The sequence below is a fragment of the Plantactinospora sp. GCM10030261 genome (assembly GCF_042666615.1).
Classification (GTDB): domain Bacteria; phylum Actinomycetota; class Actinomycetes; order Mycobacteriales; family Micromonosporaceae; genus KBS50.
In genome coordinates, this window is record NZ_JBHTDD010000020.1 from 102,793 (window position 1) to 117,465 (window position 14,673).

16 protein-coding genes are annotated in these 14,673 nt (G+C 70.1%); 1 reads left to right on the top strand and 15 read right to left on the bottom strand.

Features of this window, described 5'->3' with window-relative positions:
- Positions 1 to 33: 33 nt before the first annotated feature.
- The 10 genes from nuoF to ACFQUZ_RS22475 all read right to left on the bottom strand — a co-directional run bounded on the left by nuoF (position 34) and on the right by ACFQUZ_RS22475 (position 10,032).
- Positions 34 to 1,350: an NADH-quinone oxidoreductase subunit NuoF gene (nuoF, locus tag ACFQUZ_RS22430; RefSeq protein WP_377445537.1), complete on the bottom strand. Its 1,317-nt coding sequence runs from the start codon at positions 1,348 to 1,350 to the stop codon at positions 34 to 36.
- Positions 1,347 to 2,423 carry an NADH-quinone oxidoreductase subunit NuoE gene (gene nuoE / locus ACFQUZ_RS22435; protein ID WP_377445538.1) on the bottom strand — a complete coding sequence of 359 codons (1,077 nt, stop codon included), beginning with the start codon at positions 2,421 to 2,423 and terminating at the stop codon, positions 1,347 to 1,349. Before nuoE ends, nuoF begins: the two co-directional genes overlap by 4 nt.
- A 25-nt stretch (positions 2,424 to 2,448) precedes the next feature.
- A complete protein-coding gene (locus ACFQUZ_RS22440; protein ID WP_377445540.1) occupies positions 2,449 to 3,774 on the bottom strand; it encodes an NADH-quinone oxidoreductase subunit D in 1,326 nt (441 codons plus the stop codon).
- Positions 3,771 to 4,514, bottom strand: a complete 744-nt coding sequence (locus ACFQUZ_RS22445) for an NADH-quinone oxidoreductase subunit C (RefSeq protein ID WP_377445542.1) — start codon at positions 4,512 to 4,514, stop codon at positions 3,771 to 3,773. The genes ACFQUZ_RS22440 and ACFQUZ_RS22445 overlap by 4 nt, the downstream gene beginning before the upstream one ends.
- Entirely contained in the window at positions 4,511 to 5,185 is a 675-nt protein-coding gene (locus ACFQUZ_RS22450) for a NuoB/complex I 20 kDa subunit family protein (RefSeq protein ID WP_377445545.1), read from the bottom strand. Before ACFQUZ_RS22450 ends, ACFQUZ_RS22445 begins: the two co-directional genes overlap by 4 nt.
- Positions 5,186 to 5,199: 14 nt before the next feature.
- Positions 5,200 to 5,565, bottom strand: a complete 366-nt coding sequence (locus ACFQUZ_RS22455; protein ID WP_377445548.1) for an NADH-quinone oxidoreductase subunit A — start codon at positions 5,563 to 5,565, stop codon at positions 5,200 to 5,202.
- 122 nt (positions 5,566 to 5,687) lie between these two features.
- Entirely contained in the window at positions 5,688 to 6,983 is a 1,296-nt protein-coding gene (locus ACFQUZ_RS22460) for a geranylgeranyl reductase family protein (protein ID WP_377445637.1), read from the bottom strand.
- Positions 6,984 to 7,084: 101 nt separating this feature from the next.
- The gene (locus tag ACFQUZ_RS22465) at positions 7,085 to 7,795 is read right to left on the bottom strand and encodes a demethylmenaquinone methyltransferase (protein WP_377445550.1); all 711 of its coding nucleotides are present in this window, start codon (positions 7,793 to 7,795) and stop codon (positions 7,085 to 7,087) included.
- 544 nt (positions 7,796 to 8,339) lie between these two features.
- Positions 8,340 to 9,548, bottom strand: a complete 1,209-nt coding sequence (gene mqnC / locus ACFQUZ_RS22470; protein WP_377445552.1) for a cyclic dehypoxanthinyl futalosine synthase — start codon at positions 9,546 to 9,548, stop codon at positions 8,340 to 8,342.
- A 76-nt stretch (positions 9,549 to 9,624) separates the two neighbouring features.
- Complete coding sequence (locus ACFQUZ_RS22475; RefSeq protein ID WP_377445555.1) at positions 9,625 to 10,032, bottom strand: hypothetical protein; 408 nt, start codon at positions 10,030 to 10,032, stop codon at positions 9,625 to 9,627.
- A 120-nt stretch (positions 10,033 to 10,152) separates the two neighbouring features.
- On the opposite strand from ACFQUZ_RS22475, the gene ACFQUZ_RS22480 reads away from it, so the two are divergent.
- Positions 10,153 to 10,818: a MerR family transcriptional regulator gene (locus ACFQUZ_RS22480; RefSeq protein ID WP_377445558.1), complete on the top strand. Its 666-nt coding sequence runs from the start codon at positions 10,153 to 10,155 to the stop codon at positions 10,816 to 10,818.
- Between the two features lie 10 nt (positions 10,819 to 10,828).
- Here the strand turns inward: ACFQUZ_RS22480 and paaE are convergent, their stop codons facing one another.
- From paaE to paaA, 5 genes are read right to left on the bottom strand one after another with little or no spacing between them, the layout of a single operon-like run.
- Positions 10,829 to 11,938, bottom strand: a complete 1,110-nt coding sequence (gene paaE / locus ACFQUZ_RS22485) for a 1,2-phenylacetyl-CoA epoxidase subunit PaaE (RefSeq protein ID WP_377445560.1) — start codon at positions 11,936 to 11,938, stop codon at positions 10,829 to 10,831.
- Positions 11,935 to 12,417, bottom strand: a complete 483-nt coding sequence (gene paaD, locus ACFQUZ_RS22490) for a 1,2-phenylacetyl-CoA epoxidase subunit PaaD (RefSeq protein ID WP_377445563.1) — start codon at positions 12,415 to 12,417, stop codon at positions 11,935 to 11,937. The genes paaE and paaD overlap by 4 nt, the downstream gene beginning before the upstream one ends.
- An 11-nt stretch (positions 12,418 to 12,428) precedes the next feature.
- On the bottom strand, positions 12,429 to 13,226 hold the full coding sequence (gene paaC / locus ACFQUZ_RS22495; protein WP_377445565.1) for a 1,2-phenylacetyl-CoA epoxidase subunit PaaC: 798 nt from the start codon (positions 13,224 to 13,226) through the stop codon (positions 12,429 to 12,431).
- The gene (gene paaB / locus ACFQUZ_RS22500) at positions 13,223 to 13,528 is read right to left on the bottom strand and encodes a 1,2-phenylacetyl-CoA epoxidase subunit PaaB (RefSeq protein ID WP_377445567.1); all 306 of its coding nucleotides are present in this window, start codon (positions 13,526 to 13,528) and stop codon (positions 13,223 to 13,225) included. The genes paaC and paaB overlap by 4 nt, the downstream gene beginning before the upstream one ends.
- Entirely contained in the window at positions 13,525 to 14,604 is a 1,080-nt protein-coding gene (paaA, locus tag ACFQUZ_RS22505; RefSeq protein WP_377445569.1) for a 1,2-phenylacetyl-CoA epoxidase subunit PaaA, read from the bottom strand. The genes paaB and paaA overlap by 4 nt, the downstream gene beginning before the upstream one ends.
- Positions 14,605 to 14,673: the final 69 nt, after the last annotated feature.

The following is a 14,673-nucleotide window of genomic DNA, read 5'->3' on the forward strand; positions in this document are numbered from 1 at the left end:
GGGCTCGCAAACCCGGCTCACTCCTCGCGCTCATTAATGCGCCCCTACCAACTGCTTGTCGGACAGTTTCGGCGCGGTCCGGCCCTCGATGTAGTCGAGGTAGTCCTGCTTGAAGTACTTCAGCGAGGACGTGACCGGGCTGGTCGCGCCATCGCCGAGGCCGCAGAACGACCGGCCGAGGATGTTGTCACACGTGTCGAGCAGGGTGTCCAGATCCTCGTGGGTCCCCAGGCCGGACAGGATGCGCCGGTAGACCCGGACCATCCAGAAGTTGCCCTCCCGGCACGGGGTGCACTTGCCGCACGACTCGTGGTGGTAGAACTCCAGCCACCGGTAGGTCGCGTAGACCGGGCAGTCCTGGTCGGAGAAGATCTGGGTGGCGGTGGTGCCGAGGATGGAGCCGGCCGCGGCCACTCCCTCGAAGTCCAGTGGCACGTCCAGGTGCTCGGCGGTAAGCAGCGGGGTGGACGACCCGCCAGGCGTCCAGAACCGCAGGTTGTGTCCGGGCTGCATGCCACCGGCCAGCTCGATCAGCTCGCGCAGGGTGATCCCCATCGAGCACTCGTACTGGCCCGGGTTGGCGATCCTGCCGGAGAGCGAATAGATCATCGGTCCGGACGACTTCTCCGTACCCATGCTCTTCCACCAGTCCGCGCCGCCCAGCACGATGTACGGCACGCTCGCGATGGTGCCGACGTTGTTCACCACCGTGGGGCACGCGTACAGGCCGTGCGTCGCGGGGAACGGCGGGCGCAGCCGCGGCTGGCCGCGGAAGCCCTCCAGCGAGTCCAGCAGCGCGGTCTCCTCGCCACAGATGTACGCGCCGGCGCCGCCGTGCACCACCACGTCCAGGTCGAACCCGGAGCGCAGGATGTTCTTGCCGAGGTAGCCCTTGGCGTACGCCTCGTCGACGGCGTTGCGCAGCCGGCGGGCCGCGTTCACCGCCTCCCCACGGATGTAGATGTACGCGCGGTTGGCCCGGATCGCGTACGAGGCGATGATGACGCCCTCGATAAGCGAATGCGGGTCGTGCGTCATCAGCGGCAGATCTTTGCAGGTGCCCGGCTCACCCTCGTCGGCGTTGACCACGAGGTAGTGCGGCTTGCCGTCGCCCTGCGGGATGAAACCCCACTTGAGGCCCGCCGGGAAGCCCGCGCCACCCCGACCGCGCAGGCCGGAGTCCTTGATGAGCTGGATCAGGTCGTCCGGGTGCGCCGTGATCGCCTTGCGCAGCGCGGCGTACCCGTCCAGCTTCTCGTAGGTACGGATGCGCCAGGCGTCCGGCGAGAGCCAGCGCTTGGTGAGCACCGGGGTCAGCTTCTGCAGCGTCTCCCGTCGAGGGGTGGTCACTTCTCGGCCTCCTTCTCGCCGCCGGCCGGCGCCCCGCCGGCATCCGCGAGGTTGCGCTCCTGCGCGCCGGTGTCGTCACCGGCGGGCTTGGCGTCACCGGCCGGCGGGTTGGCCCCGACTCCGGCCGCCTCGGCCGACCGGGCGTCGGCCGGTCCCGGCGGGACACCGTCGGCCGGGGCCGCGTTGCCGGGGGCGTCCGGCACGGCGGTACGGGCGTCCGGCTGCCGGGTCTCAGCGGTGCGGACCTGCGGGTCCTTGACGTCCGGGTCCTTGGTGTCCGGCGCCGTGCTGCCGGTCCGCGAGGACGGAACCTTGGTGGGCGGCGCCGGCTTGTCGGCCGGCTTGCCGGTGTTCTCGTCCCGTCGCCGGATCGGGGTGTCCGGGTCGAAGCCGGGGACCGAGACGCCGTGCTCCTCGGCCAGCCGCAGGCCGCGCAGGGACGGCTCGCCGGCCCGCCCGTCGGCAATCGCCTCATCCCGCGGGTCGGTGAAGCCCGCGAGCTGGATCGACATCTCCTTGAGGGTGCACAGCCGGGCGCCCCGGGTCGGCGTGGGCCGGCCACCGGCCCGCAGTTCGTCCACGACGGCGCTGGCGCTCTCCGGGTCCACCTGGTCGAAGAACTCGTAGTTGACCGTCATCACCGGGCCGTAGTCGCAGGCGGCGAGGCACTCGGCGTGTTCCAGGGTGATGGTGCCGTCGGCCGTGGTCTCGTCGTGCCCGACGCCCAGCCGCTCGGACAGCGTGTCGTAGACCTGCTGTCCACCGAGGACGTTGCACAGCGTGTTGGTGCAGACGCTGACCAGCCAGTCACCGGTGGGCCGCCGCTTGTACATGGTGTAGAAGGTGGCCACCGCGCCGACCTGTGCCTTGTTGAGGCCCAGCACACCGGCACAGAACTCCACCCCGGCCGGCGACACGTAGCCCTCCACCGACTGCACCAGGTGCAGCAGCGGCAGCAACGCGGACCGGGACCGGTCGGCCGGGTAGCGGGCCACGATCTCCCGGGCCCGGTCGGCGAGCTGCTCGTGCAGCGCCGTGGCGGCGGGCGAGAGGTCAACCATCGCGTCAGTCATGAGAGGGTCTTCTTTCCGTTCACGCTCACCGGTCACAACCGCCCATCACCGGGTCCAGCGACGCGCCACCGGCGATCACGTCCGCGATCAGGCCGCCCTCGGCCATCGCCGGGAGCGCCTGGAGGTTGACGAAACTCGGCTCCCGGTAGTGCACCCGGTAGGGCCGCGTCCCGCCGTCCGACACAGCGTGCACGCCCAACTCGCCGCGGGGCGCCTCGATCCCCACGTACACCTGGCCGGGTGGGACCCGGAACCCCTCGGTGACCAGCTTGAAGTGGTGGATAAGCGACTCCATCGACTGACCCATGATCTTGGCGACGTGTTCCAGGGAGTTGCCCATCCCGTCCACGCCGATGGCGAGCTGCGCCGGCCAGGCGATCTTCTTGTCGGCCACCATGACCGGGCCGGGCCGCAGCCGGTCGAGCGCCTGCTCCACCAGCTTCAGCGATTCCCGGATCTCGGCCAGCCGCACCTGGTACCGGCCCCACACGTCGCCGTCGTTCGAGGTGGGCACGTCGAACTCGTACGTCTCGTAGCCGCAGTACGGCATGGTCTTGCGCAGGTCCCAGGGCAGGCCCGCGGAGCGCAGCACCGGACCGGTGACGCCGAGCGCCAGGCAGCCGGTCACGTCGAGCACCGCGACGTTCTTCGTCCGCTCGATCCAGATCGGCTGGCCGGAGAGCAGGTCCTCGTACTCCTGGAGCCGCTTGGGCATCAGCTCCAGGAACTCGTGGATCTTGACGATCGCCTCGTCCGGCACGTCCTGCGCGACGCCGCCGGGACGCACGTACGCGTGGTTCATCCGCAGACCGGTGACCATCTCGAAGATGTCGAGGATGTACTCCCGCTCCCGGAAGCCGTACAGCATCATCGACAGCGCGCCCAGCTCCATGCCGGTGGTGGCCAGCCAGACCAGGTGCGAGGAGATCCGGTTCAGCTCCATCATCAGCACCCGGATGGTGTTGGCCCGCTCGGTGATCTCGTCGGTGATGCCGAGCAGCTTCTCCACCGCCAGGCTGTACGCCGTCTCGTTGAAGATCGGGGCCAGGTAATCCATCCGGGTGACGAAGGTGCTGCCCTGCACCCAGTTGCGGTACTCGAGGTTCTTCTCGATGCCGGTGTGCAGGTAACCCACCACCGACCTGGCCTCGCGGACGGTCTCGCCCTCGAGTTCGAGCACGAGCCGGAGCACACCGTGGGTGGACGGGTGCTGCGGGCCCATGTTGACCACGATCCGCTCGTCGCCGATCGGGTCGGTCCCCTCGACGACCGTGTCCCAGTCGCCGCCGGTGACCGTGAAGACCTTGCCCTCGGCGGTGTCCCGCTCGCGTGCGTATCCGGGAGTCGTCACTGGTAGCTCCTCCGCTGGTCCGGGGGCGGGATCTCGGCGCCCTTGTACTCCACCGGGACGCCGCCCAGCGGGTAGTCCTTGCGCTGCGGGTGCCCCTCCCAGTCGTCCGGCATCAGGATCCGGGTGAGGGCGGGGTGGCCGTCGAAGACGACCCCGAACATGTCGTACGCCTCGCGCTCCTGCCAGTCGGCGGTCGGGTAGACAGCCGTGACGCTCGGCAGGTGTGGGTCGACCGTGGAGACCGCCGCCTCCAGCCGCACGATCCGCCGGTAGGTCATCGAGGTGAGCTGGTAGACCACGTGCAGCCGGCGCTCGTCAGCGCCGAGGTAGTCCACGCCGGACACCGAGGAGCACAGCTCGAAGCGCAGCGCCGGGTCGTCCCGCATGATCTGGCAGACCTCGGCGATCCGGGCCGGCTTGATGTGCAGGGTCAGCTCACCCCGGTCGACGATCACCTTCTCGATCGCGTCAGCGAAGGCCGGGTACGCCTCCTCCAGCGCGTCGGTCACGTCGTCGAAGTAGCTCCCGTACGGGCGCGGGCTGTCGCCCACGGCGGGACGCCGGCGCACCAACCCGCCGAACCCGGACGTGTCGCCGGTGCCGTGGTTGCCGAACATGCCCTGACCGGCGACGCTGCTCGGCGGGTAGTCGGCCGGGGCGGTCGTGCTGGCCCCGGTCGGCGTGGCGGGCAGCGGCACGCCACCGCCCGGCCGCTCGGTGCTCTTGCTGGGCTCGGTCATTTCGCTACGCCCCCGGAGAGGTGGTTCTGGGCCTTCATCCAGTTCTCGATGCGCAACTGCTCCTCGCGCCCCTCGCGAACCGCCTTGGTCCACTCGGCCCGGCGGGCCCGGTCGGAGCGGTACGAGGAGGGCATCGAGCCGTACGGGACGACCGGCACGTCGCCGCGTTCCTGGCGGGCGGCCAGCATCTTGCGACCGTTGGCGCCGAGCGGCTCGTGGCCGATCTTCTCGCGCAGCTTGAGGATCGCGTCGATGAGCATCTCCGGCCGGGGCGGGCAGCCCGGCAGGTACATGTCGACCGGCACGACGTGGTCGACGCCCTGCACGATCGCGTAGTTGTTGAACATGCCGCCGCTGCTGGCGCAGACACCCATCGACAGCACCCAGCGGGGCTCGGCCATCTGGTCGTAGATCTGGCGCAGCACGGGGGCCATCTTCTGACTCACCCGACCGGCGACGATCATCAGGTCGGCCTGCCTCGGGGAGGCGCGGAACACCTCCATGCCCCAGCGGCCGAGGTCGTAGTGCGGCGCGCCGGCCGCCATCATCTCGATCGCGCAGCAGGCCAGGCCGAACGTGGCGCCCCACACCGACGACTTCCGCGACCAGTTGACAAGCTTCTCCACCGAGGTGAGCAGGACGCCGGCGGGGAGTTTCTCCTCGATACCCATCTGACGGTCCTCCCTCAGTCCCAGTCCAGGCCGCCGCGGCGCCACTCGTAGGCGTACGCGACGAAGATCGTTCCGATGAACAGCAGCATGGCCACGAACGCGAAGGCCGGCAGGATGTCGAAGGAGACCGCCCACGGGTACAGGAAGATCATCTCGACGTCGAAGACGATGAAGAGCATCGCCGTCAGGTAGTACTTGACCGGGAACCGGCTGCCGCCAACCGGCTCGGGGCTCGGCTCGATGCCGCACTCGTACGCGTCGAGCTTGGCCTTGTTGTATCGGCGCGGACCGGCGAACCGCGCGGCGGCCACCGAGAAGAGCGCGAAGGCCGCGGCGAGGGCGAACAGCCCGATGATCGGTACGTAAGGGGAGAGCGACATCGTTTCTCCTGCTCGTCCTTCCCTGCCCTCGGTTGTCGTAGGTCACACTAGGCACCGCTTCCCGGGCAGGTCGGCTCGGGGGTGCCGGCCGGCCGGGCGGCGATGCCCGACCGACGTGGCGCTCAAACCGCCGGCGCCACCTTGGTCATCGCGTTGATCACCCGGTCCATCGCGTCCCCGCCCCGCGGATCGGTCAGGTTTGCCATCAGCTTGAGTACGAACCGCATCAGGGTCGGGTGCGGCATCCCGTGCCTGGTCGCGATCCGCATGATCTCGGGACGGCCGATCAGCTTCACGAAGATGCCGCCGAGCCGGTAGTAACCGCCGTACCGGTTCTTCAGCTCCGCCGGGTAGCCGGCGAGCGCCCGCTCCCGGGCCACCCCGACCGGCCGGGCCAGCGCCTGGACGATCAGCTCGGCGGCCAGCTCGCCGGACTCCATCGCGTACGCGATGCCCTCGCCGTTGAACGGGTTGACCATGCCGCCGGAGTCACCGACCAGCAGGACTCCCCGGGTGTAGTGCGGCACCCGGTTGAAGCCCATCGGCAAGGCGGCCCCGAGAATCGGCCCATCCGCGTTCGCCTCGTCGGCCATTCCCCATTCCGCTGGCGTGTTCGCCAGCCAGTCGGTGAGCAGCCGCCGGTAGTTGGTCTTGCCGAACGCGGTGGACGAGTTGAGGACGCCGAGGCCCACGTTGACCCGGCCGTCCCCCATCCCGAAGATCCACCCGTACCCGGGGAGCAGCTTGTCACCACTGTCCCGGCTGCGCAGTTCCAGCCACGACTCCAGGTAGTCGTCGTGGTGCCGGGCCGGCGAGCGGTAGTAGCGGCGGACCGCGACGCCGATCGGTCGGTCCTCCCGCTTGGTCAGGCCGAGCGCCAGCGGGAACCGGCCGGAGACGCCGTCGGCGGCCACCACCAGGGGCGCGTGCAGGTTGATCGGCGTACGCTCCGGACCGTGCTCGGCCTGGACGCCGATCGCCCGGCCGGTGCCGTCCAGCACGGGTGCCAGCACCGTGACGCCGGTGCGCAGCTCGGCGCCGGCCTTCACGGCCTGCCTGGCCAGCAGGTCGTCGAAGTCGAGTCGGGGCCGCACCAGGCCGTAGTTGGGGAAGCTGGCCAGCTCCGGCCAGTCCAGCTCCAGGCGGACCCCGCCGCCGATCACCCGCAGTCCCCGGTTGTGCAGCCAGCCGGCCTCCGGTGACGTGTCGATGCCCAGTTTGATGAGCTGCTTCACGGCGCGGGGGGTGAGCCCGTCACCGCAGACCTTCTCCCGGGGGAACTCGGTCTTCTCCAGCAGCAGCACCCGGAGCCCGTGCCGGGCCAGGTGGTAGGCGGTCGTCGAGCCGCCCGGTCCGGCGCCCACGACGATGACGTCGGCGTCGTTCTCGACGGCGGTCATCCGGGCCCTCCTTCCGATGGCTCGTGAATTCCTTCACAAGCGGTTCCGCATGGGAGTCTATGACCGGTGCCGCACCGCCGCCCAGTTAGGTGTGCCTAACCGGGCACACGGGCCCGGCCTCAGGCCCTGGTTGCCCGGTGTAGCGCCGCCAGCCCGCCGGTCAGGTTCCGCCATGCCACCGTGTTCCACCCCGTCGCCGCGATCCGGTTCGCCAGCGCCGCCTGGTCCGGCCAGGCCCGGATCGACTCGATCAGGTAGACGTAGGCGTCGGGGTTGCTGGAAACCACCCGGGCCGCGGTGGGCAGCCAGCGCATCAGGTACGACAGGTAGGCGGTGCGGAACAGCCCGTTCGTGGGGTGGCTGAGTTCACAGACCACGAGGCGGCCACCGGGCCGGGTCACCCGGGCGAACTCCCGCAGCGCCGCCTCGGTGTCCACCACGTTGCGCAGCGCGAACGAGATGGTCACCGCGTCGAAGGTGGCGTCGGCGAAGGGCAGCCGCAGCGCGTCCCCGGCGAGCAACGACACCGACGGCCGGGTCCGCCGACCGGCGACGAGCATGCCGATCGACAGGTCGACCCCCACCGCGTACGCCCCGGAGCGGCCCAGTTCCTCGGTGGAGACCCCGGTACCGGCGCCCACGTCGAGGACCCGCTCGCCCGGACGGAGGTCCAGCGCCGCCCGAGTGGCCCGCCGCCAGGCCCGGTCCCGTCCGGCCGTCATGACGGTGTTTGTCAGGTCGTAGTTGGCGGCCACGCCGTCAAACATCGCGGCTACCTCGTGCGGCTGCTTGTCCAGGCCGGCTCGGCGGCCGTGTGCTGCGCGGTTCACGCCGACCCACTCTGCCAGCCCGGGTCGGACCCCGGCTCGGCGGCCTCACCGACGGCCGTGGCGGCCTCGCGGCCCCTGCCCAGCCACAAGATCAATGCGCCACGCCCCTGACGCACCGCCGGGCGGGATGGTTTCCCATCCCGCCCGGCGGCTCTATATGAACGGCCCTCGTGGGCCGATGGATGACGCGACGAGTCCGCGATCGGAGCGGGGCACGTCGGCCCCGGCGTCGGCCAGACCTCACCGCCCCGACATGCGCTTGTCCGCAGGGCAGCAGCATCGCACGACGGGACGCTGATGGAGTGCCAACGGCCGCGTCGCCGCCCAAACGTGACCTTCGACCGGCCAAGGACCGGCCAAGGACCGGCCGACGACCGGCCGACGGACAGATGATCGACTCGATGTCGGCGAAGTTGGGGGCTTGCACCGCGTTCGACCCCGCTATATCGCCGACATCGAGTCGATCACACCGCACACCGTCGACCGCATCGCCGTCGACCGCGAGGCGACACGGCTCCACCGCACCACCGTCGACCGCGACGCGTCAGGTGGGCTGGACCAGCGGCAGTCGCCGCCCAGCCCCACCGCCGGGCAGCGCGATCGAGGAGAAGTGCGAGACAACCCGGTCGTCCGCCGGATCGTCCGCCGGGGTCCAGTGCACCCGGAGGTGGCGGTACAGGGTGTCCCGCTGGGCGGGGATCCGCCCGGCGGACCGGATCATGTCGATGAGCCCGGTCAGGTTCGACCGGTGACGCGCACCGGCGGACGAGATGACGTTCTCCTCAAGCATGATCGACCCGAGGTCGTCCACCCCCATGTGCAGAGCGAGCTGGCCGACCTCCTTTCCGGTGGTCAGCCAGGACGCCTGCAGGTGCGGGATGGTCGGGAAGAACAACCGCGACACCGCCACCAGCCGCAGGTATTCCAGGTTGGTCGCCTGGGTGCGGCCCTTGAGGTGGTTGTTTTCCGGTTGGTACGTCCACGGGATGAACGACCGGAACCCGCCGTACCCGCCCTGGTCGGCCTGGTCCTGTACGTCCCGGATCATCCGCAGGTGCTCGATGCGCTCGGTGTTGGTCTCGCCGGTCCCCATCATCATGGTCGCGGTCGACTTCACGCCCAGACGGTGCGCCAGCGCCATCACCTCGCACCACCGCTCGCCGGACTCCTTGAGCGGTGCGATCGCCTTTCGGGGCCGCTCGGGAAGCATCTCGGCGCCGGCACCGGCGATCGAGTCCAGCCCGGCGGCCGCGATCCGGGTGATCGCCTCCTCCAGCGAGACCTGCGAGACCTTGGCCATGTGCAGGATCTCGCTCGGCCCGATCGAGTGGATCGTCAGGTCCGGGTACGCCCGCTTGACCGAGGAGAACAGCTCCTCGTAGTACTCCACGCCGTACTCGGGGTGGTGTCCGCCCTGGAGCATGACCTGGGTCGCGCCGAGCTCGACCGCCTCGGCGCAGCGCCGCAGGATCTCCTCGGTGGGGTGGGTCCACCCCTCGCGGTGCTTGGGCGCCCGGTAGAACGCGCAGAACTTGCACGCGGTCACGCACACGTTCGTGTAGTTGATGTTGCGGTCGATGATGTAGGTGACGATGCCCTCCGGGTACCGGCGGCGGCGGACCGCGTCCGCGGCCTCGCCCAGCGCGTGGAACGGGGCATCCGTGTAGATCAGCAGCGCCTCCTCGGGCGTGATCCGCCCGCCGTCCGCGCCGCGCTGGAGGATGTCGTCGATCTCCCGGCTCACAGTCGTCACGAATCCGAGAGTACGTCCTCCCCGGGTGGTGCCGGATGGAAGGCACCGCCGGGTATGCCGGATCACTCCGGGTCAGCTACGCGGTCAGCAACCCGAGCCCGAGCGTGATCACTCCGGCGGCGAGTGACAGCGCACCCACCCACAGCACCCAGATGAACCGGTTGGGCGCCGTAAGACCTCTGCCCGCGGACGAGGCGAAGAAGCCGCCCGACATCAGGATCGCGGCGATCGGGACGCCGAGCCGGGCCACCCACAGCGGCACGCCGGTGAGGCCGGTCGCGTCCGCGTAGAGCAGGGCGATGAGGCTCAGCAGCACGAGCGCTCCGGCGTGGCCGTGCCCGGCACGGGCGAAGGACTTCTGGAAGTCCGTCATGGCCACATCTCCCCGGGCGATCCGGGTCATGAACCAACCACCCACCTGGATGGTGACGATCGTGAGCAGCACCGCCCCGGCGATGAGCCGGGACTCGGTGCTGAGTGCCATAGGTTCCACGGGATTCCTTTCTGGTCGCCGCCTGGACCCCCGGGAGGTCAAGGAAAATGGGTAGTTGCACTATCCGCATATGGACAGTGATACTATCCATCACGTCGGAGGGGATGGCAAGTGCGTATCGCGGAGCTGAGTCGCCGGTCGGGCGTCCCCGTACCGACCATCAAGTACTACCTACGCGAGGGCCTGCTGCCGGCCGGCGAGCTGAGCAGCCCCAACCAGGCGAGCTACGCGGAGGCCCACCTGCACCGGCTCCGGCTGATCCGCGCCCTGATCGAGCTGGCGAGCGTCCCGGTCGCCCGGGTGAAGTCGGTCCTGGAAGCATTCGACTCGAAGACCATGTCGACGCACGACCGGATCGGCACGGTGCACCGCGCCGTCACCCCCAGCCGGCAGGTGACCGCCGACGACGACACGCGTGCCGCGGCCACCGCCCAGGTCCGGGAGTTCGTGAAGGGGCGTGGCTGGATCATCGACCCCGACGCGCCGGCCATCGCCACGCTCGTCGACACCATCACCGCCCTGCGCGCACTCGACAGGGCCCACCTCGCGGAACAGCTCGGCACGTACGCGGAGGCGGTCGAACGCATCGCCGAGATGGAGGTCGCGGCGACCGCCGCGCGCGGCGAACCCGATCAGATCGCCGAGAGTGTCGTGATCGGCACCATCCTCGGCGAAACGCTCATCTCCGCCCTTCGGTTGCTGGCACACGAGAACCTCTCCGCCCGCCTCATGCGCTCGACAACCCCACTTGATCCGGGCTCCACGGACAGCCCGTGACCGACTTCCCTCAGGCGTCGTAGTCGATCTCCAAGGTATCGGTGACCGGACTGGACTGGCAGGTGAGCACGTATCCGGCGGCCACCTCGTCCGGCTCAAGGGCATAGTTGCGAGCCATCGTCACCTCACCGGAGACGACCTTGGCCCGGCAGGTCGAGCAGACCCCGCCCTTGCAGGCGTACGGCAACTCGCCGCGCACCTTCAGCGCCGCGTCGAGAACCCGCTCGTCGCGACCCATCCGGAAGCTCGACGCCCGGCCGTCCAGCAGGATGGTGACCTCGCTGCCGGCGGCCGAGTCCTCCGGGCGGCGGATCGGCGCCGGCGGCTCGTCCACGTGGAACAACTCGGTGTGCACCGCCTGCTTGGCGACCCCACGCTCGGCGAGCACCCGTTGCGCGTCGGTGACCATGCCGTACGGGCCGCAGAGGAACCACTCGTCGACCAGGTCGGCCGGCAGCAGCGTGTCCAGGAGCCGACCCAGCCTGTCGGCGTCCACCCGGCCGGAGAGCAACGGCGAATCGCCCGGCTCCCGGGACAGCACGTGAATCAGGTGCAGCCGGGCCGGGTACCTGTCCTTGAGATCAGCCAGTTCCTCGGCGAACATCACACTGCGCGCGTAACGGTTGCCGTACACCAGGGTGAAGCTGCTCGTCGGCTCCTCGGCCAAGGCGGTCGCGACCAGCGCGAGCACGGGTGTGACGCCGGAACCGGCGACCACCGCCGCGTAATGCCGGGTCCTGGTGGGATCGAAGGCCGTGGTGAACTGCCCTAGCGGCGGCAGCACCTCGATGGCGTCGCCCGCCCGCAGTGCCGCGCACGCATACCCGGAGAAGACTCCGCCGGGGATCTCCTTGACCCCGATCCGCAGCCGCCCCGTGCCGGCCAACTCCGCCGGGGTGGAGCAGATCGAGTACGACCGGCGGGCCTCCTCCTTGGTCTGCGAGTCCTGGATCCGCACGGTGAGATGCTGGCCGGCGCGGAAGGCGAAGGTCTCGCGCAACTCCTCGGGGACGGCAAAGGTGATCGCGACCGAGTCGTCGGTCAGCCAGTCGACGCTGACGACGGGCAACGGGTGGAAGACCGGCCGGCGACGAACCGGACGGGTGATGGTTACTGTCACAGCGCCTTCAGGTGGTCGAACGGTTCGCGGCAGGCGCGGCAACGCCACAGCGACTTGCAGGCGGTGGAGCCGAACCGGCTGAGCTGCTCGGTGTCGGGCGAACCGCAGAGCGGGCAGCGGACGGCGAGGGTGAGGGGCACCGGACCGGACCGGCGGGCCGGGGACGGCGGCGCGATGCCGGCCGCGGCCAGCTTCGCCCGGCCCGAGTCGGAGATCCAGTCGGTGGTCCAGGCCGGCGCGTAGACCGTACGGATCTCGGCGTCCGGATGACCGGCGGCCGCCAGCGCGGACCGGATGTCCGAGCGGATCACGTCCATCGCGGGGCAGCCGGTGTACGTCGGGGTGATCGTCACGATCAGCCGCCCGGTCCCGTCCTCCCGTCGCACGTCTCGCAGGATGCCCAGCTCGTCGATGGTCACTACGCGCAGCTCCGGGTCGAGCACGGCGGCGGCCGCGACCCGGGGATCGGTGGTCGACACCGGCGCCACCGTCACCACCGGGCCCCGGGATGGGCCCGGTGCACCACCTGCATCTCGGCGAGCAGGTACGACAAGTGCTCGGTGTGCAGCCCGGTCCGCCCGCCCCCGGGCGCCCAACGGTCGGCCGGCCGGCGGAGGGTGGCCTCGTCGAGCACCGCCGACACGGTGGCGTCGAACTCGCCGCGCAGCCTGGCCGGGTCGACCGGGGCGGCCGGATCGGCGTCGAACAACTCCGCCGTGTACGGCCAGAACTCGTCGACGGCGTCCTGCATCCGCCGGTGCGATTCCTCGGTGCCGTCGCCGAGCCGCACCGTCCACAGCGAACTGTGGTCGAGGTGGTAGGCCGACTCCTTGCGGGCCTTGGCCGCGATCGCGGCGAGCCGGTCGTCGGCGCACCCGCTCAGGGCGGTGTAGAGCGGGACCTGATAGGCGGAGAGGAAGAGCAGCTTCGCCATGGTCCCGGCGAACCCACCGTCGGGCAGCTCGACGAGCAGGCAGTTACGGAACTCGCGATCGTCGCGGAGGAAGGCCAGGGCATCCTCGTCGCGTCCAGCGGCCTCCCGCTCGGCGGCGTACGTCAGCAGCAACCGGGCGGCGCCGAGCTGGTCCAACGCGATGTTGGCCAGCGCGATGTCCTCCTCCATCTCCGGCGCCCGGGCCGCCCACTCGCTCAGTCGCTGGGCGGCGATGAGCGCGTCGTCGCCGAGACCGAGCAGGTAGTCGACGCTCGGCGGACCGGCGGGCGGGTGGGCCGGACCGGACGCCGCCGGGCTCGTCGCTTCGGTGGCCGGGCCGAGGTGTTCGGTCACAGGTGCGCCACCCCGTCCGGGACCTGGTAGAAGGTCGGATGCCGGTAGACCTTGTCGGCCGCCGGGTCGAAGAAGGCGTCCTTCTCGTCCGGGCTGGAGGCGGTGATCGCGGTGGCCGGGACCACCCAGATCGACACCCCCTCCTGACGCCGCGTGTAGACGTCTCGGGCGTTACGCAGGGCCATCGACGCGTCCGGGGCGTGCAGGCTGCCGACATGGCTGTGTGCGAGCCCGCGCCGGGCCCGCACGAAGACCTCCCACAGCGGCCAGCCCGCGCGGGTCGTGCCGTCGGACTCGCTCATGCCGCTGCCATTTCCTCTCGCCGCGTCTGCCGTTGTGCCTGCTTCGCCGCATAGGCCGCGGCCGCCTCGCGGACCCAGGCACCCTCGTCGTGAGCCCGCTGCCGGTGCGCCATTCGCTGCCGGTTACAGGGCCCGTCCCCCTTGATCACCCGCATCAGCTCGTCGTAGTCGGGTTGGGTGTAGTCGTACGCCTGCCGGTCGTCGTTCCACCGCAGATCGGGGTCGGGGATCTGGAGACCGAGCACCTCGGCCTGCTGGACGCACATGTCGACGAACCGCTGCCGCAGGTCGTCGTTGGAGAAGCGTTTGATCTTCCAGGCCATCGACTGGGCCGAGTGGGTGGACTCGCCGTCCGGCGGGCCGAACATCGCCAGCGACGGATACCACCAACGGTCCACCGCGTCCTGGGCCATCGCCTGCTGCCCGGCGGTGCCGTGCGCCAGCGTGTGCAGGATCTCGTAACCCTGCCGCTGGTGGAAGGACTCCTCCTTGCACACCCGGATCATGGCTCGGGCGTACGGCCCGTACGAGCACCGGCACAGCGGCACCTGGTTGACGATGGCCGCGCCGTCGACCAACCACCCGATGGCGCCGACGTCGGCCCAGGTCAGGGTGGGGTAGTTGAAGATCGAGCTGTATTTCTGCCGGCCGTTGAGCAGCAGTTCCACCAGTTCGTCGCGGTCGACCCCGAGGGTCTCGGCCGCGGCGTACAGGTAAAGCCCGTGACCCGCCTCGTCCTGGACCTTGGCGAGCAGGATCGCCTTGCGCTTGAGCGACGGCGCTCGGGTGATCCAGTTGCCCTCGGGCTGCATGCCGATGATCTCGGAGTGGGCGTGCTGGGCGATCTGCCGGATCAACGTCTTCCGGTAGGCGTCCGGCATCCAGTCCCGGGGCTCGATCTTCTGGTCGGCCGCGATGACGGAGGCGAAGTAGTCCTCCGGGGCGTCTGCTGGATCACCCTCGCCGGACCGGGCCCGGGCGGCCGCCTCGCGCAACGCCTCCTCGGCCGCCGCCACCTGATCGAGCAGAGCGCCGCCGGGGCCGTCGCCGGATGGGGAGAAGTCATTGCCGTACACCGCCCAAGTGTTACAGCTATCTTGCATAATGGCTAGAGGGGTGTCACACAGATGGTGCAAATGCCGCGA